The 26,239-nt window shown below is 62.6% G+C and carries 33 protein-coding genes; 28 read left to right on the plus strand and 5 right to left on the minus strand.

The window, feature by feature from the left end; translation table 11 throughout:
• Positions 1-8: 8 nt before the first annotated feature.
• The 19 genes from rplX (at position 9) to dsbD (ending at position 11,266) form a co-directional block, all read left to right on the plus strand.
• Entirely contained in the window at positions 9-317 is a 309-nt protein-coding gene (rplX, locus tag ACTJK6_RS22980) for a 50S ribosomal protein L24 (protein WP_009241893.1), read from the plus strand.
• A 26-nt stretch (positions 318-343) separates the two neighbouring features.
• The gene (gene rplE / locus ACTJK6_RS22985; RefSeq protein WP_009241894.1) at positions 344-886 is read left to right on the plus strand and encodes a 50S ribosomal protein L5; all 543 of its coding nucleotides are present in this window, start codon (positions 344-346) and stop codon (positions 884-886) included.
• A 9-nt stretch (positions 887-895) separates the two neighbouring features.
• On the plus strand, positions 896-1,201 hold the full coding sequence (rpsN, locus tag ACTJK6_RS22990; RefSeq protein ID WP_004634486.1) for a 30S ribosomal protein S14: 306 nt from the start codon (positions 896-898) through the stop codon (positions 1,199-1,201).
• A 27-nt stretch (positions 1,202-1,228) separates the two neighbouring features.
• Positions 1,229-1,624, plus strand: a complete 396-nt coding sequence (gene rpsH, locus ACTJK6_RS22995; RefSeq protein WP_004634489.1) for a 30S ribosomal protein S8 — start codon at positions 1,229-1,231, stop codon at positions 1,622-1,624.
• A 12-nt stretch (positions 1,625-1,636) separates the two neighbouring features.
• Positions 1,637-2,170: a 50S ribosomal protein L6 gene (gene rplF, locus ACTJK6_RS23000; RefSeq protein ID WP_004634491.1), complete on the plus strand. Its 534-nt coding sequence runs from the start codon at positions 1,637-1,639 to the stop codon at positions 2,168-2,170.
• 11 nt (positions 2,171-2,181) lie between these two features.
• Positions 2,182-2,538 (plus strand): 50S ribosomal protein L18, encoded by a 357-nt coding sequence (gene rplR / locus ACTJK6_RS23005; RefSeq protein ID WP_004634492.1) that lies wholly within the window; start codon positions 2,182-2,184, stop codon positions 2,536-2,538.
• Between the two features lie 21 nt (positions 2,539-2,559).
• The gene (rpsE, locus tag ACTJK6_RS23010) at positions 2,560-3,078 is read left to right on the plus strand and encodes a 30S ribosomal protein S5 (protein ID WP_004634493.1); all 519 of its coding nucleotides are present in this window, start codon (positions 2,560-2,562) and stop codon (positions 3,076-3,078) included.
• Between the two features lie 22 nt (positions 3,079-3,100).
• Positions 3,101-3,283, plus strand: coding sequence for a 50S ribosomal protein L30 (gene rpmD / locus ACTJK6_RS23015; RefSeq protein ID WP_003264137.1), 183 nt, complete (start codon positions 3,101-3,103; stop codon positions 3,281-3,283).
• A gap of 18 nt (positions 3,284-3,301) precedes the next feature.
• Positions 3,302-3,733 carry a 50S ribosomal protein L15 gene (rplO, locus tag ACTJK6_RS23020; protein ID WP_024977880.1) on the plus strand — a complete coding sequence of 144 codons (432 nt, stop codon included), beginning with the start codon at positions 3,302-3,304 and terminating at the stop codon, positions 3,731-3,733.
• 57 nt (positions 3,734-3,790) lie between these two features.
• The gene (gene secY / locus ACTJK6_RS23025; protein ID WP_009277656.1) at positions 3,791-5,113 is read left to right on the plus strand and encodes a preprotein translocase subunit SecY; all 1,323 of its coding nucleotides are present in this window, start codon (positions 3,791-3,793) and stop codon (positions 5,111-5,113) included.
• 26 nt (positions 5,114-5,139) lie between these two features.
• Complete coding sequence (gene infA, locus ACTJK6_RS23030; protein WP_003264140.1) at positions 5,140-5,358, plus strand: translation initiation factor IF-1; 219 nt, start codon at positions 5,140-5,142, stop codon at positions 5,356-5,358.
• Positions 5,359-5,388: 30 nt separating this feature from the next.
• Positions 5,389-5,505, plus strand: coding sequence for a 50S ribosomal protein L36 (gene rpmJ, locus ACTJK6_RS23035; RefSeq protein ID WP_003264141.1), 117 nt, complete (start codon positions 5,389-5,391; stop codon positions 5,503-5,505).
• Between the two features lie 21 nt (positions 5,506-5,526).
• Positions 5,527-5,892 (plus strand): 30S ribosomal protein S13, encoded by a 366-nt coding sequence (rpsM, locus tag ACTJK6_RS23040; RefSeq protein ID WP_004634501.1) that lies wholly within the window; start codon positions 5,527-5,529, stop codon positions 5,890-5,892.
• 24 nt (positions 5,893-5,916) lie between these two features.
• Entirely contained in the window at positions 5,917-6,318 is a 402-nt protein-coding gene (gene rpsK, locus ACTJK6_RS23045) for a 30S ribosomal protein S11 (RefSeq protein ID WP_003264143.1), read from the plus strand.
• A gap of 202 nt (positions 6,319-6,520) precedes the next feature.
• Complete coding sequence (rpsD, locus tag ACTJK6_RS23050) at positions 6,521-7,144, plus strand: 30S ribosomal protein S4 (protein ID WP_092975823.1); 624 nt, start codon at positions 6,521-6,523, stop codon at positions 7,142-7,144.
• Positions 7,145-7,383: 239 nt separating this feature from the next.
• Positions 7,384-8,364 (plus strand): DNA-directed RNA polymerase subunit alpha, encoded by a 981-nt coding sequence (locus ACTJK6_RS23055; RefSeq protein WP_004634508.1) that lies wholly within the window; start codon positions 7,384-7,386, stop codon positions 8,362-8,364.
• Between the two features lie 155 nt (positions 8,365-8,519).
• On the plus strand, positions 8,520-8,918 hold the full coding sequence (rplQ, locus tag ACTJK6_RS23060) for a 50S ribosomal protein L17 (RefSeq protein WP_024977878.1): 399 nt from the start codon (positions 8,520-8,522) through the stop codon (positions 8,916-8,918).
• A 158-nt stretch (positions 8,919-9,076) separates the two neighbouring features.
• A complete protein-coding gene (gene cutA / locus ACTJK6_RS23065) occupies positions 9,077-9,415 on the plus strand; it encodes a divalent-cation tolerance protein CutA (RefSeq protein WP_440840263.1) in 339 nt (112 codons plus the stop codon).
• A gap of 18 nt (positions 9,416-9,433) precedes the next feature.
• Positions 9,434-11,266, plus strand: a complete 1,833-nt coding sequence (gene dsbD / locus ACTJK6_RS23070) for a protein-disulfide reductase DsbD (RefSeq protein ID WP_440840264.1) — start codon at positions 9,434-9,436, stop codon at positions 11,264-11,266.
• Here the strand turns inward: dsbD and hemB are convergent, their stop codons facing one another.
• Together hemB and yihA are read right to left on the minus strand one after the other, a co-directional pair.
• Entirely contained in the window at positions 11,267-12,262 is a 996-nt protein-coding gene (gene hemB, locus ACTJK6_RS23075) for a porphobilinogen synthase (protein WP_440840265.1), read from the minus strand.
• A gap of 150 nt (positions 12,263-12,412) precedes the next feature.
• Positions 12,413-13,114, minus strand: a complete 702-nt coding sequence (gene yihA, locus ACTJK6_RS23080) for a ribosome biogenesis GTP-binding protein YihA/YsxC (RefSeq protein ID WP_045203015.1) — start codon at positions 13,112-13,114, stop codon at positions 12,413-12,415.
• 256 nt (positions 13,115-13,370) lie between these two features.
• Here yihA and ACTJK6_RS23085 point away from each other — a divergent pair, with 256 nt between their 5' ends.
• From ACTJK6_RS23085 to msrQ, 8 genes are all read left to right on the plus strand, one after another.
• Positions 13,371-14,030, plus strand: a complete 660-nt coding sequence (locus tag ACTJK6_RS23085; protein WP_316881461.1) for a c-type cytochrome — start codon at positions 13,371-13,373, stop codon at positions 14,028-14,030.
• 112 nt (positions 14,031-14,142) lie between these two features.
• Positions 14,143-16,347 (plus strand): cytochrome c biogenesis protein ResB, encoded by a 2,205-nt coding sequence (locus tag ACTJK6_RS23090; protein WP_440076306.1) that lies wholly within the window; start codon positions 14,143-14,145, stop codon positions 16,345-16,347.
• 7 nt (positions 16,348-16,354) lie between these two features.
• Entirely contained in the window at positions 16,355-17,542 is a 1,188-nt protein-coding gene (ccsB, locus tag ACTJK6_RS23095; RefSeq protein WP_092975806.1) for a c-type cytochrome biogenesis protein CcsB, read from the plus strand.
• Positions 17,543-17,650: 108 nt separating this feature from the next.
• Positions 17,651-18,085 carry a COG4315 family predicted lipoprotein gene (locus tag ACTJK6_RS23100; protein ID WP_316881415.1) on the plus strand — a complete coding sequence of 145 codons (435 nt, stop codon included), beginning with the start codon at positions 17,651-17,653 and terminating at the stop codon, positions 18,083-18,085.
• Positions 18,086-18,111: 26 nt separating this feature from the next.
• Complete coding sequence (locus ACTJK6_RS23105; protein ID WP_440840266.1) at positions 18,112-18,684, plus strand: RNA polymerase sigma factor; 573 nt, start codon at positions 18,112-18,114, stop codon at positions 18,682-18,684.
• A gap of 8 nt (positions 18,685-18,692) precedes the next feature.
• Positions 18,693-19,553 carry an anti-sigma factor family protein gene (locus tag ACTJK6_RS23110; RefSeq protein ID WP_440840267.1) on the plus strand — a complete coding sequence of 287 codons (861 nt, stop codon included), beginning with the start codon at positions 18,693-18,695 and terminating at the stop codon, positions 19,551-19,553.
• Between the two features lie 94 nt (positions 19,554-19,647).
• A complete protein-coding gene (gene msrP, locus ACTJK6_RS23115) occupies positions 19,648-20,643 on the plus strand; it encodes a protein-methionine-sulfoxide reductase catalytic subunit MsrP (RefSeq protein WP_260804332.1) in 996 nt (331 codons plus the stop codon).
• Positions 20,644-20,650: 7 nt separating this feature from the next.
• Positions 20,651-21,307: a protein-methionine-sulfoxide reductase heme-binding subunit MsrQ gene (gene msrQ, locus ACTJK6_RS23120; RefSeq protein ID WP_440840268.1), complete on the plus strand. Its 657-nt coding sequence runs from the start codon at positions 20,651-20,653 to the stop codon at positions 21,305-21,307.
• 63 nt (positions 21,308-21,370) lie between these two features.
• Here msrQ and lysA read toward each other — a convergent pair whose 3' ends face one another.
• Positions 21,371-22,630 (minus strand): diaminopimelate decarboxylase, encoded by a 1,260-nt coding sequence (gene lysA / locus ACTJK6_RS23125; protein ID WP_440840269.1) that lies wholly within the window; start codon positions 22,628-22,630, stop codon positions 21,371-21,373.
• A 63-nt stretch (positions 22,631-22,693) separates the two neighbouring features.
• Positions 22,694-22,927 carry an LPS translocon maturation chaperone LptM gene (gene lptM / locus ACTJK6_RS23130; protein WP_004634541.1) on the minus strand — a complete coding sequence of 78 codons (234 nt, stop codon included), beginning with the start codon at positions 22,925-22,927 and terminating at the stop codon, positions 22,694-22,696.
• Positions 22,928-23,065: 138 nt separating this feature from the next.
• Between lptM and cyaY the strand changes: the two genes are divergently transcribed.
• Positions 23,066-23,410 (plus strand): iron donor protein CyaY, encoded by a 345-nt coding sequence (gene cyaY, locus ACTJK6_RS23135; RefSeq protein WP_232041184.1) that lies wholly within the window; start codon positions 23,066-23,068, stop codon positions 23,408-23,410.
• Between the two features lie 69 nt (positions 23,411-23,479).
• On the opposite strand, the gene ACTJK6_RS23140 is transcribed toward cyaY, so the two are convergent.
• Complete coding sequence (locus tag ACTJK6_RS23140) at positions 23,480-25,891, minus strand: penicillin-binding protein 1A (protein WP_316871537.1); 2,412 nt, start codon at positions 25,889-25,891, stop codon at positions 23,480-23,482.
• Between the last annotated feature and the right edge of the window lie 348 nt (positions 25,892-26,239).

The following is a 26,239-nucleotide window of genomic DNA, read 5'->3' on the forward strand; positions in this document are numbered from 1 at the left end:
GAGGCCGCATGAACAAGATTCGCAAGGGCGATCGCGTCATCGTCCGTACCGGTAAAGACAAGGGCAAGCAAGGTACCGTGCTGGCCGTGCTGGCCGAGCATGTGACGGTTGAAGGCGTGAACGTTGCCAAGAAGCACGTGCGCCCGAACCCGATGCTGGGTACGACGGGTGGTGTGGTCGACAAGGTCATGCCCATCCATATTTCGAACGTTGCGCTCGTGGATGCCAATGGCAAGCCGTCGCGCGTCGGCATCAAGGTTGAAGGCGGCGTGAAGACGCGCGTGCTGAAGACTACCGGTGCTGCCGTCGGCGCTTGATTCTGGGCAATAGAGAGGAGTTGAGCATGACTGCACGTCTGCAAGAGTTTTACAAAGAGAAGGTTGTGCCCGAACTGATCAAGCAGTTTGGTTACAAGTCCGTGATGGAAGTGCCGCGCATCACCAAGATCACCCTGAACATGGGTCTTGGCGAAGCCATCAATGACAAGAAAGTCATTGAGCACGCCACGGGCGACCTGATCAAGATCGCTGGCCAGAAGCCCATCGTGACGAAGGCCCGCAAGGCTATCGCCGGCTTCAAGATCCGCCAGGGTTACCCGATCGGCACGATGGTCACGCTGCGTGGCCAACGTATGTACGAATTCCTGGATCGCTTCATCACTGTGTCGCTGCCCCGCGTGCGCGACTTCCGTGGTGTGTCCGGCAAGGCGTTCGATGGTCGTGGCAACTACAACATCGGTGTGAAAGAGCAGATCATTTTCCCCGAGATTGAATACGACAAGATCGACGCACTCCGTGGTCTGAATATCAGCATCACGACGACTGCGAAGAACGACGAGGAAGCGAAGGCGCTCCTCAACGCGTTCAAGTTCCCGTTCCGTAATTAAGGGGTTACCGTGGCTAAATTGTCTCTGATCGAACGCGAGAAGAAGCGTGCCAAGCTCGTGGCCAAGTACGCTGAGAAGCGCGCCGCTCTCGAAGCCATCGTGGCCGACCAAAGCAAGTCGGAAGAAGAGCGCTACGAAGCGCGTCTGAAGTTGCAAGCGCTGCCGCGCAATGCAAATCCGACTCGTCAGCGCAACCGCTGCTCGATCACCGGTCGTCCCCGCGGTACGTTCCGTAAGTTCGGCCTGGCGCGTAACAAGCTCCGCGAGATCGCCTTCAAGGGCGAGATCCCGGGTCTGACGAAAGCCAGCTGGTAATCACGCACAGGCTACAGGAGAAACAGTATGAGCATGAGCGATCCGATCGCCGATATGCTGACGCGTATCCGCAACGCGCAAGCGGTGGAAAAAGCGTCGGTGGTCATGCCGTCGTCGAAGCTGAAGGTGGCAATCGCCAAAGTCCTGAAGGACGAAGGCTACATCGACGAATTCGCCGTGACCGAGCAGGGTGGCAAGTCCACGCTGACGATTGGTCTGAAGTACTACGCTGGCCGTCCGGTCATCGAGCGCCTGGAGCGCGTCTCGAAGCCTGGTCTGCGTGTGTACAAGGGCCGTAATGAAATCCCGCAAGTGATGAACGGCCTGGGTGTCGCCATCATCTCGACCCCCCAGGGTCTGATGACGGACCGCCGCGCCCGCGCAACCGGTGTCGGTGGCGAAGTCATTTGCTACGTCGCCTAAGGGGGGGGAACCATGTCTCGCGTAGGTAAGGCTCCCATCGCGCTGCCCAAGGGCGCAGAAGTCAATTTCGCAGGTGGTCTGCTGACCGTTAAGGGCCCGCTGGGCACTCTGACGCAGCCGATTCACTCGCTTGTCAAGGTCAACACCGACAACGGCACGATCACGTTCGCGCCGGCAGATGAGTCGCGTGAAGCCAATGCGCTGCAAGGTACGATGCGCGCCCTGACGGCCAACATGGTCAAGGGTGTGACGACGGGCTTCGAGCGCAAGCTGAACCTGGTCGGCGTGGGTTACCGTGCATCGGTTCAGGGCACTGCTCTGAAGCTGCAACTCGGTTTCTCGCACGACGTGATCCATGAGATGCCGGAAGGCGTGAAGGCGGAAACGCCGACGCAGACCGAGATCATCATCAAGGGTTCGGACAAGCAAAAAGTTGGTCAGGTCGCCGCTGAAGTGCGTGGTTATCGTCCGCCGGAGCCCTACAAGGGCAAGGGTGTGCGCTACGCCGATGAGCGTGTGATCCTGAAGGAAACCAAGAAGAAGTAAGGGTGCACATCATGAACAAAAATGACTCGCGTCTGCGCCGTGCACGTCAGACCCGCCTGAAAATTGCGGAACTGAGCGTCGCCCGTCTGGCTGTGCACCGTACGAACCTGCACATTTATGCGCAGGTCTTCTCGGAAGATGGCACCAAGGTCCTGGCTTCGGCCTCGACGGCGGAAGCCGAAGTCCGCAAGGAACTGAACGGCAACGGTGGCAACACCGCTGCTGCCACCCTGGTGGGTAAGCGTATCGCTGAGAAGGCGAAGGCTGCCGGCATCGAAGCCGTGGCGTTCGATCGCTCGGGTTTCCGTTATCACGGTCGCGTGAAGGCTCTGGCCGACGCGGCACGCGAAGCTGGCCTGAAGTTCTAAGCCGGCATAGAGGATATCGTCATGGCAAAAATTCAACCTAAGGTCCAAGGGGACGAACGCGACGACGGTCTTCGCGAGAAGATGATCGCGGTCAACCGTGTGACCAAGGTGGTCAAGGGCGGCCGGATTCTCGGTTTCGCTGCTCTGACTGTGGTCGGCGACGGCGACGGCCGTATCGGCATGGGCAAGGGTAAGGCTAAGGAAGTCCCCGTGGCCGTGCAGAAGGCAATGGACGAAGCCCGTCGCAAGATGGTCAAGGTCCCGCTGAAGAACGGTACGCTGCAGCACGAAGTGGTTGGCAAGCATGGCGCCGCAAAGGTGCAGATGATGCCCGCGAAGGACGGTACTGGCGTGATCGCCGGTGGTCCGATGCGCGCCATTTTCGAAGTGATGGGCGTGACGAACATCGTGACCAAGTCGCACGGTTCGACCAATCCTTACAACATGGTGCGCGCAACGCTGGATGGCCTGCGCAAGATGAGCACCCCGGCCGAAGTCGCCGCCAAGCGTGGCAAGTCGGTCGAAGAGATCCTCGGCTAAGCCGAAGGGATAGGTGAACGATATGTCGCAGAAAACCGTGAAAGTCCAACTCGTGCGCAGCCTGATCGGTACGCGCGAAGACCACCGCGCTACGGTGCGCGGCCTGGGCCTGCGCCGCATGAACTCGGTGTCCGAATTGCAGGACACGCCCGCAGTGCGCGGCATGATCAACAAGGTGTCCTACCTGGTCAAGGTCATCGGCTAAGGCAAGACGGAGAAGAACATGCAACTGAATAACCTGAAGCCGGCAGCCGGCTCCAAGCACGCCAAGCGCCGCGTTGGTCGCGGTATTGGTTCGGGCCTGGGCAAGACGGCTGGTCGTGGTCACAAGGGTCAGAAGTCGCGTTCGGGTGGTTTCCACAAGGTCGGCTTCGAAGGCGGCCAGATGCCCCTGCATCGTCGTCTGCCCAAGCGTGGTTTTACCTCGCTGACCAAGGAATTCACCGCTGAAGTGCGTCTGGGCGACCTCGCGGGCCTGCCGATCGAGGAAATCGATCTGCTGTCCCTGAAGCAAGCCGGCCTCGTTGGCGAGATGGTCAAGAGCGCCAAGGTGATCTTGTCGGGTGAAATCGACAAGAAGGTCACTCTGAAGGGTATCGGCGCGACGGCTGGGGCGAAAGCCGCAATCGAAGCAGCTGGTGGCTCGCTGGCCTAATAGCCTGCTGTTTCACACTGACGGAGCATCCGTTTGGCCACGGCGAAACCTAATGTGATGGCCCAGGCCAAGAACACGGCCAAGTACGGCGATCTTCGCCGTCGGCTGGTGTTCCTGGTTCTGGCACTGCTGGTGTACCGGATCGGCGCGCACATTCCTGTGCCTGGCATCGACCCGGATCAACTGGCGCAGCTTTTCCAACGGCAGTCGGGCGGCATCCTTGGGATGTTCAACCTGTTCTCCGGCGGCGCGCTGTCGCGTTTTACGGTGTTTGCGCTGGGGATCATGCCGTACATCTCGGCGTCGATCATCATGCAACTGCTGACGATCGTGCTGCCGCAGCTGGAATCGTTGAAGAAGGAAGGCCAAGCCGGCCAGCGCAAGATTACGCAGTACACGCGCTACGGTACGGTCGTCCTGGCAACGTTCCAGGCGCTGGGGATTGCAGTGGCGCTTGAAGCGCAGCCGGGTCTGGTGCTGGATCCGGGTCTGATGTTCCGGGCCACCGCAGTGATTACGCTGGTGACGGGCACGATGTTCTTGATGTGGCTGGGTGAGCAGATCACCGAGCGCGGTCTGGGCAACGGGATCTCGATCATCATTTTTGGCGGAATTGCTGCGGGCCTCCCCAACGCGATCGGCGGGTTGTTCGAGCTGGTGCGTACGGGTTCGATGGGGATTTTCTCAGCGATCCTCGTGGTGGCGATTATCGGTGCGGTGACGTTTGTGGTCGTGTTCATTGAACGCGGCCAGCGCAAGATCCTCGTCAACTACGCCAAGCGGCAAGTTGGTAACAAGATTTATGGCGGACAGTCGTCGCATCTGCCGCTGAAGTTGAATATGGCTGGGGTGATTCCGCCGATCTTTGCATCGTCGATCATTCTGTTCCCAGCTACGATCGCGGGCTGGTTTACAGCCGGTAACTCGACGAATCCGGTCGCACGGGTCGTCAAGGATCTGGCAGCAACGCTGTCGCCGGGTCAGCCGGTGTACATCCTGCTGTATGCAGCGGCGATCATCTTCTTCTGTTTCTTCTACACCGCGCTGGTCTATAACAGCCGCGAAGTGGCGGATAACTTGAAGAAGAGTGGTGCGTTCATCCCGGGCATCCGTCCGGGCGAGCAAACCACGCGGTATATCGACAAGATTCTGGTGCGTTTGACCCTGGCGGGTGCGATCTACATCACGCTGGTGTGTCTGTTGCCAGAGTTCTTGGTGCTGCGTTGGAATGTGCCGTTCTACTTCGGTGGGACGTCCCTGTTGATCATCGTGGTCGTCACGATGGACTTCATGGCGCAAGTGCAGTCCTACGTGATGTCTCAGCAGTACGAGTCTTTGATGAAGAAGGCGAATTTCAAGGGAAACCTGACGCTCCGCTAGGAGTGATCGCACGAACCTGAAGGGACATGGCTAAAGATGACGTGATCCAGATGCAGGGCGAGGTGCTGGAAAACCTCCCCAACGCAACGTTTCGCGTCAAGCTAGAGAACGGCCACGTAGTGTTAGGCCATATTTCCGGCAAGATGCGCATGCATTACATCCGCATCTTGCCCGGGGACAAGGTGACGGTCGAATTGACCCCGTATGATCTGTCCCGCGCGCGCATCGTATTCCGGGCGAAGTGAGCGGACTGGAATTGAAGGAAGAGGAAAATCATGAAAGTGCTGGCTTCTGTTAAGCGCATTTGCCGCAACTGCAAAATCATCAAGCGCAAGGGCGTGGTGCGTGTGATCTGCTCGTCGGACCCGCGTCATAAGCAGCGCCAAGGCTAATTTCGCAAAGAGGATTGACGAATGGCACGTATCGCAGGGGTCAACATCCCCAACCACAAACATACCGTGATTGGCCTGACGGCGATCTACGGTATCGGCCGCTCGCGCGCTCAGAAGATTTGCGAGGCTACTGGTATCCCGACCGACAAGAAGGTCAAGGACCTGACGGATCCGGACCAGGACGCGCTGCGTAAGGAAATCGAGAAGTTCCTCGTCGAAGGCGACCTGCGCCGCGAAACGACGATGAACATCAAGCGCCTGATGGATCTGGGCTGCTACCGTGGCGTGCGCCATCGCAAGGGCCTGCCGATGCGTGGTCAGCGTACCCGCACCAATGCCCGTACCCGTAAGGGTCCGCGCAAGGCCGGCGTCGCGCTCAAGAAGTAATCCGTCGGGTAAAGGATAGGAACTATGGCAAAAGCAGCGAATACCGCCGCCCAGCGCGCGCGCAAGAAGGTTCGCAAGAACGTCGCCGACGGCATCGCGCACGTTCACGCGTCGTTCAACAACACGATCATCACGATCACCGACCGTCAGGGCAACGCTCTGTCGTGGGCGACGTCGGGTGGCCAAGGCTTCAAGGGCTCGCGTAAATCCACGCCTTTCGCTGCTCAGGTGGCAGCCGAGAGTGCTGGCCGCGTGGCGCAGGACCAAGGCATCAAGAACCTGGAAGTGCGCATCAAGGGCCCGGGCCCGGGTCGTGAGTCGGCGGTGCGTGCACTGAACAATCTGGGTATCAAGATCCAGTTGATCGAAGACGTGACGCCGGTGCCGCACAACGGCTGCCGTCCGCCGAAGCGTCGTCGTATCTAAGTGATTCGACCAGCCTCTCCAGTTGCTGGCGAGGCTGGTCCGCGGGTGCTATACTTGCTCGCTTGCCTGTCTTCCGAATTTCCCGGAAGGCGGGTTTTGTCTTTTCATAAGCCCACTGTTCGCTGCGGTCCCGTTGTTGGGGCTGAGCGGCGGACCATCCGCGGCCGTGCGCCACGGATGACTGATAACGAAGGAACATAACGTGGCACGCTATACCGGTCCCAAGGCGAAACTGTCTCGCCGCGAAGGTACTGACCTTTTCCTGAAGAGCGCACGCCGCTCGCTCGCCGACAAGTGCAAGCTGGACAGCAAGCCTGGTCAGCACGGCCGCACTTCCGGCGCCCGCACCTCCGACTACGGTAACCAACTGCGTGAAAAGCAGAAGGTCAAGCGCATCTATGGCGTGCTGGAGCGTCAATTCCGCCGTTACTTCGCCGAAGCCGATCGCCGCAAGGGCAACACGGGTGAAACCCTGCTGCAACTGTTGGAATCGCGCCTGGATAACGTCGTTTACCGCATGGGCTTCGGCTCGACCCGCGCAGAAGCGCGTCAACTGGTGTCGCACAAGGCGATCCTGGTGAACGGCCAAGCTCTGAACGTGCCGTCGGCTCAGGTCAAGTCGGGCGACGTGATTGCCATCCGCGAAAAGTCGAAGAAGCAAGTGCGTATTGCGGAATCGCTGTCGCTGGCCGAGCAGACTGGTTTCCCGATCTGGGTTGCCGTGGACGCCAAGAAGATGGAAGGCACCTTCAAGCAAGCCCCGGATCGTGCGGATATCGCTGGCGACATCAACGAAAGCCTGATTGTCGAACTGTATTCGCGTTAATGACGACGCCCGTACTGCAAAGTGCGGGCTCGTGCGCCTTCTGGGGACGCTCATCGTCAACGATATTGTGTTCACGCGCCTGCGATATTTGGGCGCCGATCCAATCCGAATCGTTACGTGCCGCAACGCGATTGCGGCATGTGCGTCTTCCGTCGCAACGTCCGCGATGGAACCTTTCCAGTCCAATCCGTCAGCCTTATCGGTGTAACGAGCCGAGGGTATTGAAATAGGACAACCTAATGCAAACAGCACTCCTGAAGCCCAAAATTATTGCGGTTGAGCCGCTTGGCGATCATCACGCGAAGGTCGTCATGGAACCGTTCGAGCGCGGCTACGGCCACACGCTCGGTAACGCGCTGCGCCGCGTGCTGCTGTCGTCGATGGTCGGCTATGCTCCGACCGAAGTTACGATCGCTGGGGTCGTCCACGAATATTCCACCATTGATGGCGTGCAAGAAGACGTCGTCAACCTGCTGCTGAACCTGAAGGGCGTGGTGTTCAAGCTGCACAATCGTGATGAAGTCACGGTGTCGCTGCGCAAGGAAGGTGAGGGTGTGGTGACCGCCGCCGATATCGAGCTGCCGCACGATGTCGAGATCATCAATCCGGGTCACGTGATCGCCAACCTGTCGGCCGGAGGCAAGCTGGATCTGCAGTTGAAGGTCGAGCAAGGCCGCGGCTATGTGCCGGGCAACGTGCGCAAGTTTGGCGATGAGTCGAGCAAGGTTATCGGCCGTATCGTGCTGGACGCGTCGTTCGCACCGGTGCGCCGTGTGTCGTACGCGGTGGAGTCTGCACGTGTGGAGCAGCGTACCGATCTCGACAAACTGGTGATGAACATCGAGACCAACGGCGTGATCTCGCCGGAAGAGGCGATTCGCCAGTCGGCTCGCATCCTGGTTGATCAGCTGTCGGTGTTCGCCGCGCTGGAGGGCACCGAAAGCGCCGCGGAGGCCGCCGCTGCTCGTGCGCCGCAGATCGATCCGATCCTGCTGCGCCCGGTCGACGACCTGGAACTGACGGTGCGTTCGGCCAACTGCCTGAAGGCCGAGAACATCTATTACATCGGCGACCTGATCCAACGTACCGAGAACGAACTGCTCAAGACCCCGAACCTGGGTCGCAAGTCGCTCAACGAGATCAAGGAAGTCCTCGCATCGCGTGGCCTGACGCTCGGCATGAAGCTCGAGAACTGGCCGCCCGCAGGTCTCGAGAAGTAAATCGTAATCGTCGGCCGGTGCGTGAGCATCGGCCGGTTTTCTCGCCATCGCCGTTTTGGGTGGCTTATTTTTAAGGCTACCGGCCCGCGCCACGCCGCGTTGTACAAGTGGCGGCGATAGAAGAGCTGGTCAAACACTCCTAAGAAGGAATCATCATGCGTCACCGTCATGGTTTGCGGAAACTGAACCGCACCTCGTCGCACCGTCTCGCGATGCTGCGCAACATGTCCAACTCGCTGCTGCAGCACGAGCTGATCAAGACCACGCTGCCGAAGGCCAAGGAACTGCGCAAGGTTGTCGAGCCGCTGATCACGCTGGCCAAGAAGGACACCGTCGCCAACCGCCGTCTGGCATTTGCCCGCCTGCGCGATCGCGACATGGTTACCAAGCTGTTCAACGAACTGGGCCCGCGTTTCGCGACCCGTCCGGGCGGCTACACCCGTATCCTGAAGTTCGGCTTCCGTCAGGGCGACAATGCGCCGATGGCGCTGGTCGAGCTGCTCGACCGTCCGGAAGTTGCCGAAGCTGTGGAAGTCGACGGCGCTGCCGAGTAAGGTCAGCCCAGGTTTGCCGGCGCGACATGGCGTCGCGTTGGCCAAGCCCAAGAATGCGTGCTGCGGCGCGCATTACAATGAAGCCAGGATTCGCATCCTGGCTTTTTTGTTGCCCGCTTTCGGTGTTCTAGCTGTCAGCGTGCATCCCTGGAGTACCTATGTCCGCCGGAACCGAAGTACTGCTCGTGCTGACCAATTTGCCCGACGCCGATAGTGCGGATCGCGTAACCAAGGTCGTGCTGGAATCTCGTGCAGCAGCATGCGTCAATCGCTTGCCGGCTTGCGCGTCGACGTACTGGTGGAATGGTGCGATCGAGCACGCCGCCGAGATCCCGCTGCTGATCAAGACCACGCACGCAGCCTACCCGGCGTTGGAGCTGGCGTTACGCAAGGCGCATCCGTACGAGGTCCCCGAGATCATCGCTGTACCGGTGGCAGCAGGCTTGCCGGCGTATCTTGCGTGGGTGGCCCACGAAACGCGCCAGCCTTCCAATTGATGTTCGAGTGCCGTTGATATGACCCTTTTTCCGTTCGCGTCCGTCCGACGTGTCGTCCAGTTGGTGATGTTGCTCGTCGCAGTGGCGACGCTGCCCATGCGCGCGCTTGCTGCTGACGATTTCCTGCCACCCGAGCAGGCATTCCGCTTCGCCGCCAAACAGGTCGACAGCCAGACCGTCGAAGTGAGGTTCGCTATTGCCGACGGCTACTACATGTATCGCGAGCGCTTCGCGGTGGCGGCGGATCCGGCGACCGTCACGCTGGCACCCCCTGACATGCCGGCAGGCAAGGTCAAGTTTGACGAGACGTTCAACAAGGACGTCGAGACCTACCGGCATGACGTTGCATTCCGTGTGAAAGCCCAGAACGCCAGTGCGCCTTTCACGCTGATCGTCACGTCGCAAGGGTGTGCAGATCAGGGCCTGTGCTATCCGCCGATGAAGAGCCGTTTCCTGGTGGAGCCCGCCGCCTCGTTGTCGGGCATGTCTTCCGCGGGCGGTGGCGATGCCAGTTCCGGGGATGTCCTCGGCCGCATCGCCAGCACGCTCGGCAGCGGCAATCTTGGAGCGATCGCGGCGTTGTTCTTTGGGCTCGGGCTGCTGCTGACCTTCACGCCGTGCGTGCTGCCCATGCTGCCGATCTTGTCGGCGATCGTGGTCGGCGAACATGCGACGCGCTCGCGTGCAGCAATCGTGTCGACGGCTTACGTGCTCGGTATGGCCGTCGTCTATACCGCCGTGGGTGTGGCAGCCGGTTTGGCCGGGCAGGGGCTGCAAGCCGCGCTGCAGAATGCGTGGGTGCTGGGCGCGTTTGCTGTCTTGATGGTGGCGCTGTCGCTATCGATGTTCGGGCTGTATGAACTGCAATTGCCGGCGGCTTGGCGCGATCACCTGACAAAAGCTTCCAGCAAGCATGGCGGCGGCGAGATTGTGGGAGCCGTCGTGATGGGCGCGCTGTCGGCGTTGATCGTGTCCCCGTGTGTGACGCCGGCGTTGGCGGGTGCGCTGGCCTACATCGCGCAGACGGGCAACGCAGCCATCGGGGGCATGGCGTTGTTTGCGATGTCGATCGGCATGGGCGTGCCGCTTGTGCTCGTAGGTGTGGGGGCGGGCAACTTGCTGCCGCGTGCTGGCCATTGGTTGATCGTCACCAAAGCGGTGTTCGGTTTCATCCTGCTGGCGGTGGCGCTGTGGATCGTGCAGCCGGTGTTGCCGGCCTGGGCGGTGATGGTCGCGTGGGGTGGGTTGTTGATCGGTGCGGCCGTGTTTCTGCGGACGTTCGATTCGCTGCCGGATGGCGCAGGCAACGTGCAGCGCTTGGGCAAGGTCGCGGGTGTGGTGCTCGCGCTGGCGGGGGCGGCGCAACTGGTCGGTGTCGCCGCCGGGGGCCGCGATCCGCTGCAACCGCTGGGCGGACTGATTCGCGCATCGGCGGGCACGTCCGCGCAAGCGGAAACACGCGGCGTGATATTCAAGCGCGTGAAGAGCATCGCCGAACTCGACACCGAAGTGCGCAACGCGAGCGCATCGGGGCGTGCGGTGATGCTCGATTTCTACGCCGACTGGTGCGTCAGCTGCAAAGAGATGGAGCGCCTGACCTTCACCGATGCGCGTGTGCACAAGGCGCTTGCCGATGTGGTGCTGCTGCAGGCCGACGTGACGGCCAACAACGCTGATGACCAAGCCTTGCTCAAACGCTTCGGCCTGTTCGGTCCGCCCGGCACGATCTTCTTCGATGCGCAGGGTCGCGAACTGAAGGCGCGTGTGGTTGGCTTTGAGCGCGCCGACACGTTCCTGGAAAGCCTGCGCCGCGCGATCGGCACGACACAGGCAGTCAAGCCGACGGCCTGATTACGCGCGCAGCAGGCGTGCGGCGTCCAGCGCAAAATATGTCAGGATGCCGTTCGCCCCGGCGCGTTTGAATGCCAGCAGCGATTCCAGCACGACCTTGTCGTGATCCAGCCAGCCGTTCTGCGCGGCGGCTTTCAGCATCGCGTATTCACCGCTGACCTGATAGACGTACGTCGGAAAGCGGAACTCATCTTTCACGCGGCGCACGATATCGAGATATGGCATGCCGGGCTTGACCATCACCATGTCGGCCCCTTCGGCGATGTCGAGCGCCACTTCGCGCAGTGCTTCGTCCGAGTTGGCCGGATCCATCTGGTAAGTCATTTTGTTGCTCTTGCCCAGATTGGCGGCCGAGCCCACCGCGTCACGGAACGGGCCGTAGAACGCCGAAGCGTACTTTGCCGCGTAGGCCATGATGCGCGTGTGGATGTGGTCGTCATTCTCCAGCGCCAGGCGAATCGCGCCGATACGGCCGTCCATCATGTCGGATGGCGCGACGATGTCCACGCCTGCCGCAGCCTGCACCAGCGCCTGGCGCATCAGGATATCCACCGTCTCTTCGTTGAGCACATAGCCGTTGGTGTCGAGCACGCCGTCCTGGCCATGGCTCGTGTACGGATCGAGCGCCACATCGGTCAGGATGCCCAATTCAGGGAAGCGCGCCTTGAGCGCCTTTACCGCGCGCGGGATCAAGCCGTCGGCATTGGTGGCCTCGATACCATCCGGCGTTTTGAGCGAGGGCTCGATAACGGGGAAGAGTGCAAGCACCGGAATGCCAAGCTGCACGCACTGCTCGGCGACGCTCAGCAATACATCGATCGACACGCGCTCGACACCCGGCATCGACGGCACGGCCTGTCGCACATTCGTGCCTTCGAGGATGAAGACCGGGTAGATCAGGTCGTCAGCAGTGAGGCGCGATTCGCGCATCATGCGGCGGGAGAAATCGTCGCGGCGCATGCGGCGCGGACGATGGTCGGGGAAGCTCGCGATCATTTCAGCAGACCCTAAGAACACACTGTGAAGTTTCGAAACCTTTGTCGCGATTATCCATCCTATGCACGGACAATGCGCCAGCGACGCTGATGCAGCGTTCCCCGCGGCTCCTCCCTGACGCGGGTTCCCATCGATGGCTCGATGGGGTCGTTACCCCCGTTGCGTGTTTGGCGACGGGGTTTTTTTTGCCTGCTCGGCTTGCGGCTCGGGCTCCAGCGCCTCCGGCAGGCACAGCCAGCCTGCGACAATTCGCTGCGCCTCTTCGATGCCGCGACGCTTCAGGCTGGAGAACAGCTGCACCGTGAGCGAAACATCGCCGTCGATCTGCGCGCGGTAATCGGCCAGCACCTTGCGTGCGGCCATGAGTGCGCGCGAGGCATCGTTGTTGGTCAGCTTGTCCGCTTTCGTGAGCAGCACGTGGATCGGCTTACCTGTCGGCAGGAACCACTCGACCATCTGGCAATCGAGGTCGGTAAACGGGCGGCGCGCGTCCATCATGATGACGAGGCCGGCGAGCTGCTGGCGCGCCTTGACGTAGTCGCCCAGAAGATGAACCCAGTGCGATTTGGTCTCGCCGGGCGCTTCGGCATAGCCGTAACCGGGCAGGTCGACCAGGAAACCGAGCGGGTCCTCCGCCTTGGCGGGCATCACCGAGAAATAGTTGATGTGCTGCGTGCGGCCAGGCGTCTTGCTGGAAAAGGCGAGCCGCTTCTGATTGCACAGGATGTTGATCGCGGTGGATTTGCCTGCGTTGGAGCGGCCCGCAAACGCAACTTCCGGCACGGCGGTCGCCGGTAAATCACGCAGATGATTGACGGTGATGAAGAAACGGGCTTGATGCAGGAGCGACATGCGCGGCAGTACCTGTAAACTGCAGTTCAGAACTGCGTGGTTGCTGCGCCGCGAGGTCGCATTGCAGAGGTGTTATTGTACAATACGCCGGTTTACGGACGTCCCCACCAGATCCGTCGCAGGACCGCCCCGAGGCCCGGGCCGGTCCGTTTTCATGCGCTGATCTGGCACGAGGAGAAGGGGATGCCCGGCGCCGCAGGGTCCCGCATTGGGCGGCGCACGCAGCATTCGAAAACAATCTAAACAAGGTGTGCGAATGAACCGCATCGCGAACGTTTTTGCTGTCGCAGCGCTGTCCCTGGCATCGGTCTTTTCCATGGCCCATGCCGAAGAGCAAAAAGTCGCCAAGGCCGACGCCGCGCGCGGCGAAACGATTTTCAACACCGGTGTGCCCGCCAATGGCGTGCCCGCATGTGCCAGTTGTCACGGCGCCGGCGGCAACAGCGCCATGAACGTCAACCCGAAGCTGGCTGGCCAGCACGCCGAATACATCGAAAAGCAGCTCAAGGATTTCAAGGCCAAGACCGACCGTAACCAGCCGGTCATGTCCCTGTATGCCGGCGCGCTGTCGGACCAGGACATGAAGGACATTGGTGCCTACCTGGGTAAGCAACCGGCTTGGAAGCCCGGTTCGGCCAAGAGCAAAGACACCATCGAGCTGGGCCAGAAGCTGTATCGCGGCGGCGACGCCAAGCGCGGTATCGCAGCATGCGCAGGCTGTCACGGCCCGACGGGTGCCGGTATCCCGGCGCAATATCCGCGTATTGCAGGTCAGTTCTCCGAATACACTGAAGCTCAACTGGTTGCGTTCCAAAGCGGCACCCGCAAGAACAGCGTACAGATGCGCGACTTGGCTGGTCGCATGACGGCCCAGCAGATCAAGGCGGTAGCCGACTACATTGCGGGCCTGCGCTAATCTGCCGCACCCGGCCGTCATGTGACGGTCGCACAATCAACAAGAAGAACAGGGTGGCAATGCGCCTGGCATCGCCACCCTGTTTTCGTTTCTGAACAGGTTGTCTCCCAGCATGTCTTCGGTCTCCACTTCCGGCGTCCAGATCCGCTCCCGCCGTCGCGCCCTGCGTGAAACGGTCGAGCTGCTGTCGTCGATGCGCTTTGCCATCAGCCTGCTGACGGTGATCGCCATTGCCAGCGTGATCGGCACGGTGCTCAAACAGAACGATCCGTATCCGAACTACGTCAACCAGTTCGGGCCGTTCTGGGCCGACGTGTTCCGCTCGCTGACGCTGCCCACCGTCTATAGCGCCTGGTGGTTTCTGCTGATCCTGGCGTTTTTGGTGGTGTCGACCTCGCTGTGCATCGTGCGCAACGCCCCCAAGATGCTGGCCGACATGCGCACCTGGCGCGAGAACGTGCGTGAAGGCAGCCTGCGCGCGTTCCATCACCGCGACGAATTTGATTCGCCCGTCGCTACCGCAACCGTCATCGCTCGCCTGGCCGCACTTGCGCAGAACCGCGGCTTCCGCATCAAGGCGTTCGCGCGAGAGGGTGGTGCGACGCTGATCACCGCAAAGGCTGGGGCGGGCAACAAGATCGGCTACATCCTTGCGCACACGGCCATCGTCGTGATCTGCATCGGCGGGCTGCTGGACGGCGACATGATGATCCGCGCGCAGATGTGGTTTGGCGGCAAGTCGCCCATCAAGGGCAATGCGGTCATCAGCGACATCGGCCCGGAACATCGGCTCTCGACCTCGAACCCCGGCTTTCGCGGCAATGCGTTCGTGCCGGAAGGTTCGAGCGTCAGCACGGCGATCCTGAACATCGCCGATGGCGCGCTGATCCAGGACCTGCCGTTCATGATCACGCTCAAGAAGTTCACGGTTGAGCATTATTCGACCGGCATGCCAAAGCTGTTCGCCAGCGACATCGTCGTGACCGACCGTCGTACCGGCAAGCAGACCGCCGCACGCGTGGAGGTGAACAAGCCGTTCGTGTATGACGGCGTGGCGATCTACCAGTCGAGCTTCGAAGATGGCGGCTCGAAACTCAAGCTGACCGGCTTCCCGATGCAAGGTGATAACGCCAAGACGTTCGACATGTCGGGCGTCGTGGGCGAAAGCTCCAAGCTCACCGGCAAGGGCGGCGATTACACGGTCGAGTTCTCCGACTTCCGCCTGATGAATGTCGAAACGGTGACGGACGCCTCCGGCAAGCAGGACGCTCGCGGGGTCGGCAAGAAGGGCGGTGCGGAAAGTGGTCTGCGCGCGGAGCTTGGCAACGTGACCAAGATGACGCGCGACCGCGACCTGCGCAACGTCGGCCCCTCGGTGCAGTACAAGCTGCGCGACGCCAACGGGCAGGCGCACGAGTTCAGCAATTACATGCAGCCGGTCACGCTGGACGGGCAGTCGGTGTTCCTCGCCGGCATGCGTTCACAGCCCGACGAGCCGTTCCGCTACCTGCGCATTCCTGCGGACGCACAAGGCACCGTTCGCGACTGGATGCGCCTGCGCGCTGCGCTGCAAAATCCGGCGATGCGGGGCGAAGCGGCGCGCCGGTTTGCGCTGCTCTCCATGCCTGGCGAGCAGCGTGCGGAACTGCGCAACCAGTTGATGGAAAGCGCCCGTCGCGCGCTCGACCTCTTTGCTGGCGCTGCCGATGTAAAGGACGGCTCCGCGGGTGCGCAGGGCGGCTTTGCCGCAGTCGCTACCTTCCTGCAGAAATCGGTGCCTGAAGGCGAGCGCGAGAAGGCCGCCGATGTGCTGATGAAGATCATCAACAGCTCGATGTGGGAGCTGTGGCAACTGGCCCGCGCGCAGGACGGCCAACCGGCCCCCATTGTGGATGCCGCCAGCAGTCAGTGGTTGCAGAGCGCCATCAACGCGCTGTCGGACAATGCCTTCTACGGTGCACCGGTGTATCTGCAACTGACCGACTTCCAGCAAGTGCAGGCCAGCGTGTTCCAGCTCACACGTGCGCCGGGCAAAAACATCGTGTATCTTGGGTCGTTGCTGCTGGTGCTGGGCGTGTTCTCGATGTTTTACGTGCGAGAGCGCCGCTGGTGGCTGTGGATCCGGCCGCAATCCGGTCAGGCCAACGAAAGCGTCTCCGGCGCACATGTGCTCACAGCCATGTCGACCATGCGCCGCACGCTCGACTTTGACCGCGAGTTCGAGCGCCTCAAGCACGATATTCGCGCCGCGGCAGGAGCCCCGAGCGCCCCCGATGCCGCCGGTGCAGCGAGCGTCGACCCCAAACCAACGAAGTGAGCCGGTGATGGAAGCGAGCAATCCCCAAACGACCATGGCGAGCGCCGATCTGGGCGCGTTGCAACGCCCATCGTATTTCCGCCGCCTAGGCTGGTTTGACTGGCTGTTTGCTGCAATGCTGGCGGCCGGCGCTGGTTATGCCTTTTCCCGCTATGGCGCTTATATGGATGGCTACGAGCGCGGCATTCTCGTCGCCGCCGTGCCCGCCTTCGCATGGCTGGGCTGGACATGGAAGCCGGTGCGCGTGCTGATGATCGGCATCGCCGTGCTGGCGCTGTTCGGTATCTCGCAATATGCCGGCGCCAATGGCCCGGATCTCGCCCGCGCTGAACACGCCTTCTTCCTCAAGTATTTCCTTGCGAGCCAGTCGGCCATCCTGTGGATGAGCGCACTGATCTTCCTGTCCACGCTGTTTTTCTGGACGGGTTTTCTGCTGCGCTGGGAAGCGGGTGGATCGATCGGCAGCAAGCTGTGCTGGGCGGCCGTGGTGCTCGGCCTGACCGGCATGCTGGTGCGGTGGTATGAGTCGTACCTGGTGGGCGCAGACATTGGCCACATCCCCATCTCGAATCTGTACGAGGTGTTCATCCTCTTTACGCTGATCACCTCGCTGTTCTATCTGTACTACGAGCAGCGTTACAAGACGCGCGCGCTGGGGCCGTTCGTGATGCTGGTGGTGTCGGCAGCGGTGGGTTTTCTGCTGTGGTACACGGTGTCGCGCAGCGCGCAGGAGATCCAGCCGCTGGTGCCGGCACTGCAAAGCTGGTGGATGAAGATCCACGTACCGGCCAATTTCATCGGGTACGGCACGTTCGCGCTGTCGGCCATGGTGGGCGCGGCTTATCTGCTGAAGGAGCGCGGCGTGCTCGCCGATCGCCTTCCGTCGCTCGAAGTGCTGGACGACGTGATGTACAAGGCCATCACCGTCGGGTTTGCGTTCTTCACCATCGCCACGATTCTCGGTGCGCTGTGGGCGGCTGACGCCTGGGGCGGCTACTGGAGCTGGGATCCGAAGGAAACCTGGGCGCTGATCGTTTGGCTGAACTACGCGGCGTGGCTGCACATGCGCCTGATGAAGGGCCTGCGTGGCCGCATGGCGGCCTGGTGGGCGCTGATTGGCCTGTTGGTGACGACGTTCGCCTTCCTGGGCGTGAACATGTTCCTCTCAGGCCTGCACAGCTACGGCGAGCTGTAAGCCGTCAGTCACAAAAAAATCTCGGCGGACTGGAATAAAGACGCGCCTAGCGTGTTTACTGCTCAGTGAGGGCGCGATCGGCGCGCCCCTCCATCCCAGGAGAACAAGATGAGCCAGTCCGCAGCTTCCCAGAAGTTGTTCAATCCGCGCGCCGCATTGGCCGGCGCCGCGCTGCTTGCCGCATTCGGTTTGGCAGGCTGCAGCGGCATGGGTATGGGCATGGGCGGGTCGTCCACGCCATCGGCCGTCAAGGTGACCAACGGCACGCTTACGGATCAGCACGGCATGGCGCTCTACACGTTCGACCGTGACGCCACGGCCGGCAAGAGTGCCTGCAACGGCAAGTGCGCCGAGAACTGGCCGCCGCTGGCTGCCAATGACGCCGACAAGCCGTCCGGCGATTACACCATCATCACGCGCGACGACGGCAAGAAGCAGTGGGCCTATCGCGGCAAGCCGCTCTACCTCTGGACCAAGGACAAGATGCCCGGTGATCAGACCGGAGACGGCTTCATGAACGTTTGGCACATCGCCAAGCCGTAAGCCCCCCCGCCTTCGCTCTCGCCCACATGTCCGACCTGGCCAGCCGGCTGATTGCGCTCACGCCACGCCTGCGCCGACACGCGCGCGGCCTGATGCGGGATGCCAGCCGTGCCGATGATCTTGTCCAGGACACGCTGGAACGCGCCTGGCGTTATCGCTGGCGGTTCCAGCTGCGGCCCAGGCTTGGGCCGATCGGGCAGATTGGCGCAAAGGGCGAGGGCGACGGGTTGTTTGCCTGGCTGCTCACCATCATGCATCGGCTGCACCTGAACGCCGTGCGCCGGCCGGATCGGATCGAGCTGAGCGACTCACCTCCCGAGATCCCCGTCGACGACGACCCCGGTTTGCGCCGCGACTTGCTGCGTGCGCTGGCGACGCTGCCCGAAGACCAGCGGGCGGTACTGCTGCTCGTCGGTCTGGAGCAGTTCGCCTACAAGGAAGCCGCCGACGTGCTGGGCGTGCCGGTGGGCACGGTGATGTCGCGGCTGTCGCGGGCGCGTGAGCGGATGCGCGTGGCGCTGGATGGCTCGCCCGCCGCGTCCCGTGCAACGGCGGTGTCTGGCGACGGGAGCAGCGCAGCGCTGCACCGCGTGAAGTGAGGCTCGCCATGTCCTCCAATTCCATTCATATCGACGAACTTCACGCCTATGCTGACGGCCGCTTGCCCGCGGCACGGCGCGCCGTCGTGGAGGCTTATCTTGCTGCGCACCCGCACGCAGCCGCCGAGGTCGCGGGCTGGCGCAGGACGGACGCGCAATTGCACCACGCGCTCGATCCGCTGCTCAACGAACCGGTGCCGCAGCGCCGCATTCCGGCGGCAATCTTGGCGGCAGCACGTCGCCCGACGGCCGGCGGCTTTGGCGCGATGCGCGGCTGGAGTGTGGTGGCGCTGAGCGTCGCCTGCCTGGCCATCGGCTCAGGTGCCGGTTGGCTCGGCCGAGGTGCCGTCGAGCGCACCATGCCCATGCAACGTTTCGCGAACGATGCACTCGTATCGCACGTCGTCTTTTCTCCCGAGTCCAAACACATGGTGGAGGTGCCGGCTGGCGAAGAGGCGCATCTCGTCACATGGTTGTCGCGGCGGCTTGATGCGCAGTTGCGTATTCCAGACCTGACGTCGCTCGGCTACCGGCTCATCGGGGGGCGCCAGACGGTCGTGGCGGATGCGCCGACGGCCATGCTGATGTACGAGGGGCCGGGCGGCACGCGGATCTCCGTGCAGTTGCGGCGCATGCCGAACAATCGCGATACCGGCTTCCGGCTTGAGACGCTCGCGCCCGACAACCGCGTGCTGCAGGCGATTCATCCTGCGGTGGATCACCCGCCACCGATGGCGTTCTATTGGGCGGATCGCGGTCTGGGGTTTGCGGTCGCCGGCCCGCTGGCGCGGACGCAGTTGCTGGAGGTGGCCCAGATGGTCTATCGGCAGTACAGCGAATTCACCGGGCCTGCGCCCCGCAAGGAATAGCACTAACTTTTTTTCCCGCACGCTGTCAGGTTGGCGGCGCGGGCACGACCAACGCACATGGGACAGCGCTCCCGCACAACGAGGACCACGAATCATGTTGATCAAGACTGACCGCTGGCTGCGTGGCGACGACATCCCCGCCAGCGAGATCACGCCGCAGCACATCTTCGAGCAGCGCCGTCGCTTTTTGGCCGCTGCCGCCATGGGCGCTGCCGGCGCAACGCTGGCGCCGTGGGCCTCACGCGAGGCCTTTGCCGCCAACCCGTCGCTGGCCAAGCTGGCCGGCAAGCCGAATCCGGCGTACACAACCGTGGAGAAAGCGACCCCGTACGACCAGGTCACCACGTACAACAACTTTTACGAGTTCGGCACCGACAAAGCCGACCCGGCGCGCTATGCCGGCACGCTGCGCCCGCACCCCTGGCAAGTCAGCGTGGAGGGCTTGGTGAAGACGCCCAGAACTTACGATCTGGACGACCTGATGAAGCTCGCGCCGATGGAAGAGCGCGTCTACCGCCTGCGTTGCGTCGAGGGCTGGTCGATGGTGATTCCGTGGGTGGGCTTTCCGCTGGCCGAGCTGATCAAGCGGGTGGAGCCCCAGGGCAGCGCCAAGTACATCCAATTCATCTCGCTGGCCGACAAGCGCCAGATGCCCGGCATCAGCAGCCCCGTGCTGGAGTGGCCGTACAGCGAAGGCCTGCGCCTGGACGAGGCGATGCATCCCTTGGCGCTCCTCACCTTCGGGCTCTACGGCCAGGTGCTGCCGAATCAGAACGGTGCGCCCGTGCGCGTGATCGTGCCGTGGAAGTACGGCTTCAAGAGCGCCAAGTCCATCGTCAAGATCCGGTTTGTCGACAAGCAGCCGCCGACGAGTTGGAACATTGCTGCGGCCAACGAATATGGCTTCTATTCCAATGTGAACCCGACCGTGGACCACCCGCGATGGAGCCAGGCCACCGAGCGCCGCATCGGCGAAGACAAGGGCGGCTTTGGCGGCCTCTTCGCACCCAAGCGCAAGACGCTGATGTTCAACGGCTATGAGCAGGTCGCGCCGCTGTACGCGGGTATGGACCTGCGCAAGAACTTCTGAGGCCGACATGACACTGCTGCCGCCGATGTTGCCGTCCAAGCAGTTGCGTGTGGTGAAGGCGATCGCGTGGGTGGTCGCGCTCGTGCCCTTCCTGCGCATCGTCTTCCTGGGCGCGACGGACCAGTTCGGGCCGAACCCGCTGGAGTTCGTCACGCGCTCGACCGGCACATGGACGCTGGTGCTGCTGTGCTGCACGCTGGCCATCACGCCGCTGCGCCGCATCACGAGCATGAACTGGCTGATCCGGCTTCGCCGCATGCTCGGGCTGTACACGTTCTTTTACGGATCAATCCATTTCCTGATCTGGTTGCTGGTCGATCGCGGGCTCGACCCAGCGTCGATGCTCAAGGACATCGTCAAGCGGCCCTTCATTACCGTGGGCTTTGCGGCGTTCGTGCTGATGATTCCCCTGGCCGCCACGTCGACCAACGCGATGGTGCGCAGGCTTGGCGGCAAGCGTTGGCAGTGGCTGCACCGGCTTGTCTATGTGACCGGCGTGCTCGGCATCTTGCACTACTGGTGGCACAAGGCCGGCAAGCACGACTTTGCCGAGGTGTCGATCTACGCCGCGGTGATGGCCGTGCTGTTGGGGCTGCGGGTGTGGTGGGCTTGGCGCTCGCCACGCAGTGCGATGGCCGGAGGCGCGATGCCGGCGCGCGATTGACACTGGTCGCGCCCATGAAAAAAGCCGACGTTTGCGCGTCGGCTTTTTCTTTGCGATGCAGGCTTACGCCGGGAACAGGTGCTCGCCGCGGATCAGGTCTTCAAAGCACTCGCGCTCGCGTGCGAGGTGCATCTTGTCGCCGTCGACGATGACTTCGGCGGCGCGATTGCGTGTGTTGTAGTTGGAACTCATCGTGAAGCCGTACGCGCCGGCTGACAGGATCGCCAGCACGTCGCCGGGCTGCACCGCCAGCGAACGGTCGCGGCCGAGCCAGTCCCCGGATTCGCACACCGGGCCCACGACGTCGTAGACCACCGGCGCGCTCTGGCCTTCGCGCACCGGCACGATGTGGTGATACGCCTCGTACATCGCGGGGCGGGCGAGATCATTCATGGCCGCATCGACGATGCAGAAGTTTTTGCTCGCGCCTGGCTTGAGGTATTCGACGCGCGTGAGCAGCAGGCCCGCGTTGCCGACCAACGAGCGGCCCGGCTCGAACAGCACGGTGCGATCGCCAAAGCCGCGCTGCTCGACGCGGTCCAACAGCGTGCGCGCGAAGGCTGTGATGTCCGGCGGCGTCTCGTCTGTGTAAGTGATGCCTAGGCCACCGCCCACATCAATGTGTGCGAGGCGAATGCCCTCGGTGTCGAGCTGCGTCACCACGTCGAGCACCTTGTCCAGCGCATCCAAATACGGCGACACCTCGGTGATCTGCGAGCCGATATGGCAGTCGATGCCGACCACGCGCAGGTTCGGCATCGCAGCCGCCGCGCGGTAGGTCGGCAGCACTTCGTCAAACGCCACGCCGAACTTGTTGCCCTTCAGGCCCGTCGAGATGTACGGGTGCGTCTTGGCGTCGACGTCCGGGTTGATGCGCAGCGACACGGGCGCGACCTTGCCCATCGAGGCGGCCACGTCGTTCAGGCGGTGCAGCTCGGGAATCGACTCCACGTTGAAGCACGCCACGCCGACCTCCAGCGCGAAGCGCATTTCGTCTGCGCTCTTGCCTACGCCCGAGAACACCACCTTCGCGGCCGGCGCACCGGCGGCCAGCACGCGCTTGAGTTCTCCGGCGGACACAATGTCAAAGCCTGCGCCAAGCTGCGCGAACACCTGCAGCACGGCCAGGTTCGAGTTGGCTTTCATGGCGTACTGCACATGCGCGTTGCGACCTTCGCATGCGGCGGCGTAGGCCCGATAGTTGGCCGTGAGCGCGGCGCGCGAGTACACGTAGGTGGGCGTGCCGAACTGCGCGGCAATCGCGTCCAGCGCGACGCCTTCGATCATCAGCGCGCCTTCCTGGCGGATCAGGGACTCGGACATGAGTGGGAACATTCTGGGCGCAGCCCTGGATAGGGCGACGCCGGTTGAGCAAAAAAGACGGGATCAGCGGTTCGCGGGTACCGCGCTGGCGGCATCGGCGGCTGCGGGTTTTGCGCCCGGCACCGGGGGCTGCGGCACGGCGTTCGGGCCGGCGATGCCAGGGTCGGTGGTTTGCGGCGCGGTTGGCGCCGGCGGCACCTTGGGCATGTACAGCGGCCCGCGAATCCCGCAGCCGGAAAGGCCTGCGACCGTCAGGGTCAGGCCGACAGTGGCTACAATGGCGGCGGTTCGTATCATCGGATGATGGTGCAGAAAGGATGCCCCAGGGGTCAGGCCCTTGCGGCGATCGGAGTCATATGGGACGAGGCGCCTGCTGGTCAGGACGGGCCGGAAAGGGCCGCCACGCAACGTCCGCGCAAGATTTTGGAGTGTAGCATGCCCCCCCTGAGCGAATCGGAGTTCCTGGCGCTGGCTGAAGCGGAACTCACCCGCATCGAAAGCATTGTCGAAACGGCTGCAGAGGAGGCCGATGCCGACATCGAGATCAACCGTACCGGCAACGTGCTCACGCTTGAATTCGACGATGGCTCCAAGATCATCATCAACAGCCAGGCGCCGATGCAGGAACTGTGGGTGGCTGCGCGTGCCGGCGGTTTCCACTTCCGCCGTGGTGACGACGGCCGCTGGGTCGACACGCGCAGCAAGGAAGAGCTGTACGTCGCGCTGTCACGCTATGTCAGCCAGCAAAGCGATGTGGATGTGACATTGGCCGCCGGTTGAGCGCAACGTTCTTGTCAGATGCCAAAAGAAAAGCCGCCCCGAAGGGCGGCTTTTTCGTGGGCGCGAAGTTCAGTTGCCGCGGAACATGTCGAGAATCTTCTGCTTCTCCTGTTCCTGCGTCGGTGCCAGGTTGACGCCAGGCTGCGGTTGGTCGCCGGCCGGTGCGGATGCTCCCGGCATGGCATCGCCCAGGCCCACCGAAGCCACGCCCTGACCGTTGGCGTATTCCTCGTAGGCCCAGTCGCCGGCCATCTGCACGACGCCTTCGGGCGGCTGACGCTCGGTCTGCGGTTCACCCTTGAGCGCGTAGCTCATGTAGTTGATCCAGATCGGCAAGGCCAGGCCACCACCGGTTTCGCGATCGCCCAGGCTGCGCGGGTTGTCGTAGCCCATCCAGGCCACGCCGACCACCTTGGGCGTGTAGCCGCAGAACCAGGCGTCGAACGAGTCGTTGGTGGTGCCGGTCTTGCCGGCCATGTCGTTGCGGCCCAGCTTGACCTTGGCCTGGTAGCCCGTGCCGCCAGACACAACGCTGCGCAGCAGCGAATCCATGATGAAGTCGTTGCGCGGGTCGATCACGCGCACAGCGTCCTTGCCGGCGGTCATTGGATGGCTCTGCTGCACGACCGTGCCGCGCGCATCCACCACGCGGTCGATGATGTACGGGTTCACGCGGTAGCCGCCGTTGGCGAACACCGAGTAGCCGCTCGCCATCTGCAGCATCGTCACCGAGCCTGCGCCCAACGCCATCGGCAGGTAGGCCGGGTGCCGATCGGCGTCGAACCCGAAGCGCGTGATGTACTGCTGCGCGTACTGCGTACCGATCGCCCGCAGGATGCGCACCGACACGAGGTTCTTCGACTTCTGCAGCGCGCGGCGCATCGTCATCGGGCCGTCGTAGCCGCCGCCGTAGTTCTTCGGCTCCCACACTTGGCCACCGGTGTCGCCGGTCGGGATGGAGAGCGGCGCGTCGTTGATGACCGTGGACGGCGAGAAGCCCTTGTCCACCGCCGCCGAATAGATGAACGGCTTGAAGCTCGAACCCGGCTGGCGCCAGGCCTGCGTGACGTGGTTGAACTTGCTGCGGTTGAAATCGAAGCCGCCGACCATCGAATAGATCGCGCCCGTCTGCGGGTCAAGGGAGATGAAGCCCGAGGCGACTTCCGGCAACTGGGTGATCGACCACTTCTGCGTCTTCGTGTCCTGAATCACACGGATCACCGCACCCGGGCGCAGCTTGATCTTCGGCTGCGCGTTGTTCGACAGCGCGGCTTGCGCAAAGCGCAGGCCGTCGCCCGCCAGGTCGATCGTCTCACCGGTCAGCATCGTCGCGCGCACCAGCTTGGGCGTCACGCTCACCACCACGGCCGATTGCAGATCGTCGCTGTTCGGATGTTCGAGCAGGGCGTCGTCGATGGCCTGTTCGCGCTCCTCGGCATCGGAGGGCAGATCGATGAATGCTTCCGGGCCGCGATAGCCATGACGGCGCTCGTAGTCGAGAATGCCGCGGCGCACGGATTGATACGCGACGTCCTGGTCGGCCTTGCGCAGCGTTGTGTAGACATTCAGGCCGCGCGTGTACGTTTCTTCACGGTATTGCGCGTACATGAGCTGACGCACCATTTCGGCGACGTACTCGGCGTGCACGTCAAACTCATGGCCTTCGCCGCGCACCGGCAGTTGCTCGTTGATGGCCTGGGTGTACTGCTCCGGCGTGATGTAGTGCAGGTCGCGCATGCGCTGCAGGATGTATTCCTGACGCACCTTGGCGCGCTTCGGGTTCACCACCGGGTTGTACGCCGACGGCGCCTTGGGCAGGCCGGCTAGCATGGCCGCTTCGGCCAGGGTGATGTCCTTGATGTTCTTGCCGAAGTAGATCTGCTCGGCGCTGGCAAAGCCGTACGCGCGCTGACCCAGGTAAATCTGGTTCATGTACAGCTCGAGGATCTGATCCTTTGTCAGGCTCGCCTCGATCTTGTACGAGAGCAGCATCTCGTAGATCTTGCGCGTGTACGTTTTCTCGCTCGACAGGAAGAAGTTGCGCGCCACCTGCATCGTGATGGTCGACGCGCCTTGCGACAGACCGCCGTGCAGGTTCGCCAGGCCCGCGCGCAGCACGCCGATGAAGTCGACACCGCCGTGCTCGTAGAAGCGGTCATCCTCGATGGCCAGCACCGCGCGCTTCATCACCTCGGGCATCTGCGTGATCGGCACGAAGCTGCGGCGCTCCTCCCCGAATTCCCCGATGAGGACGTTGTCGGCGGTGTACACGCGCAGCGGAATCTTCGGGCGGTAATCGGTGATCGCGTCGAGCGACGGGAGGTTGGGCGCGGCGACGAGCAGGGCATAGCCCAGCAGCAGCGCTCCGACGACCCCCATGGCAACGAACAGGCCGAGCATCCAGAGAAGCAGTCGCACCCACAACGGGCGGCGGGCTTTGGGCGGCTTGGGCGAAGCTGGGGTGGTTTGGGCAGTAGCCATTACAGGTGGGCACCGGGGGTGTCAGTCAGCGTGGCGGCGATTATATCGTCGAGGCTTCAAGGGTCTGACGGCATCGGACGTAACAGCACGTAACCAGTGTCACCTCAGCGCACGAGACTGCACTTGTGCGCCGCGTCATGCTCACTGGGCGCGCGAATTGTGCGCCCGCCGTACCTTGATTCAAGACGGCTAAGAATCAGCCGATAGAAGTAGACGGAGCGGAAATCAAGTCAGACGAAAGGGGTATCCCCCGACCGTGGGGTTTTGACAACGCTTTCCGAAGGGCGTGGCGCGAAATGCATCGCGGTCTGCCTGAGCGTTTGCCTGTTCTAAAGGATTTTGTGAGAA

The organism is Ralstonia sp. 22086 (assembly GCF_052045975.1).
GTDB lineage: Bacteria > Pseudomonadota > Gammaproteobacteria > Burkholderiales > Burkholderiaceae > Ralstonia > Ralstonia wenshanensis.

Bases quoted from the DNA above. Each gene is read 5' to 3' on its own strand.
- rplX (WP_009241893.1), top strand. From the start codon at position 9: ATGAACAAGATTCGCAAGGGCGATCGCGTCATCGTCCGTACCGGTAAA.
- rplE (WP_009241894.1), top strand. From the start codon at position 344: ATGACTGCACGTCTGCAAGAGTTTTACAAAGAGAAGGTTGTGCCCGAA.
- rpsH (WP_004634489.1), top strand. From the start codon at position 1,229: ATGAGCATGAGCGATCCGATCGCCGATATGCTGACGCGTATCCGCAAC.
- rplF (WP_004634491.1), top strand. From the start codon at position 1,637: ATGTCTCGCGTAGGTAAGGCTCCCATCGCGCTGCCCAAGGGCGCAGAA.
- rplR (WP_004634492.1), top strand. From the start codon at position 2,182: ATGAACAAAAATGACTCGCGTCTGCGCCGTGCACGTCAGACCCGCCTG.
- rpsE (WP_004634493.1), top strand. From the start codon at position 2,560: ATGGCAAAAATTCAACCTAAGGTCCAAGGGGACGAACGCGACGACGGT.
- rpmD (WP_003264137.1), top strand. From the start codon at position 3,101: ATGTCGCAGAAAACCGTGAAAGTCCAACTCGTGCGCAGCCTGATCGGT.
- rplO (WP_024977880.1), top strand. From the start codon at position 3,302: ATGCAACTGAATAACCTGAAGCCGGCAGCCGGCTCCAAGCACGCCAAG.
- secY (WP_009277656.1), top strand. From the start codon at position 3,791: ATGGCCCAGGCCAAGAACACGGCCAAGTACGGCGATCTTCGCCGTCGG.
- infA (WP_003264140.1), top strand. From the start codon at position 5,140: ATGGCTAAAGATGACGTGATCCAGATGCAGGGCGAGGTGCTGGAAAAC.
- rpmJ (WP_003264141.1), top strand. From the start codon at position 5,389: ATGAAAGTGCTGGCTTCTGTTAAGCGCATTTGCCGCAACTGCAAAATC.
- rpsM (WP_004634501.1), top strand. From the start codon at position 5,527: ATGGCACGTATCGCAGGGGTCAACATCCCCAACCACAAACATACCGTG.
- rpsK (WP_003264143.1), top strand. From the start codon at position 5,917: ATGGCAAAAGCAGCGAATACCGCCGCCCAGCGCGCGCGCAAGAAGGTT.
- ACTJK6_RS23055 (WP_004634508.1), top strand. From the start codon at position 7,384: ATGCAAACAGCACTCCTGAAGCCCAAAATTATTGCGGTTGAGCCGCTT.
- rplQ (WP_024977878.1), top strand. From the start codon at position 8,520: ATGCGTCACCGTCATGGTTTGCGGAAACTGAACCGCACCTCGTCGCAC.
- cutA (WP_440840263.1), top strand. From the start codon at position 9,077: ATGTCCGCCGGAACCGAAGTACTGCTCGTGCTGACCAATTTGCCCGAC.
- dsbD (WP_440840264.1), top strand. From the start codon at position 9,434: ATGACCCTTTTTCCGTTCGCGTCCGTCCGACGTGTCGTCCAGTTGGTG.
- hemB (WP_440840265.1), bottom strand. From the start codon at position 12,262: ATGATCGCGAGCTTCCCCGACCATCGTCCGCGCCGCATGCGCCGCGAC.
- yihA (WP_045203015.1), bottom strand. From the start codon at position 13,114: ATGTCGCTCCTGCATCAAGCCCGTTTCTTCATCACCGTCAATCATCTG.
- ACTJK6_RS23085 (WP_316881461.1), top strand. From the start codon at position 13,371: ATGAACCGCATCGCGAACGTTTTTGCTGTCGCAGCGCTGTCCCTGGCA.
- ACTJK6_RS23090 (WP_440076306.1), top strand. From the start codon at position 14,143: ATGTCTTCGGTCTCCACTTCCGGCGTCCAGATCCGCTCCCGCCGTCGC.
- ccsB (WP_092975806.1), top strand. From the start codon at position 16,355: ATGGAAGCGAGCAATCCCCAAACGACCATGGCGAGCGCCGATCTGGGC.
- ACTJK6_RS23100 (WP_316881415.1), top strand. From the start codon at position 17,651: ATGAGCCAGTCCGCAGCTTCCCAGAAGTTGTTCAATCCGCGCGCCGCA.
- ACTJK6_RS23105 (WP_440840266.1), top strand. From the start codon at position 18,112: ATGTCCGACCTGGCCAGCCGGCTGATTGCGCTCACGCCACGCCTGCGC.
- ACTJK6_RS23110 (WP_440840267.1), top strand. From the start codon at position 18,693: ATGTCCTCCAATTCCATTCATATCGACGAACTTCACGCCTATGCTGAC.
- msrP (WP_260804332.1), top strand. From the start codon at position 19,648: ATGTTGATCAAGACTGACCGCTGGCTGCGTGGCGACGACATCCCCGCC.
- msrQ (WP_440840268.1), top strand. From the start codon at position 20,651: ATGACACTGCTGCCGCCGATGTTGCCGTCCAAGCAGTTGCGTGTGGTG.
- lysA (WP_440840269.1), bottom strand. From the start codon at position 22,630: ATGTCCGAGTCCCTGATCCGCCAGGAAGGCGCGCTGATGATCGAAGGC.
- lptM (WP_004634541.1), bottom strand. From the start codon at position 22,927: ATGATACGAACCGCCGCCATTGTAGCCACTGTCGGCCTGACCCTGACG.
- cyaY (WP_232041184.1), top strand. From the start codon at position 23,066: ATGCCCCCCCTGAGCGAATCGGAGTTCCTGGCGCTGGCTGAAGCGGAA.
- ACTJK6_RS23140 (WP_316871537.1), bottom strand. From the start codon at position 25,891: ATGGCTACTGCCCAAACCACCCCAGCTTCGCCCAAGCCGCCCAAAGCC.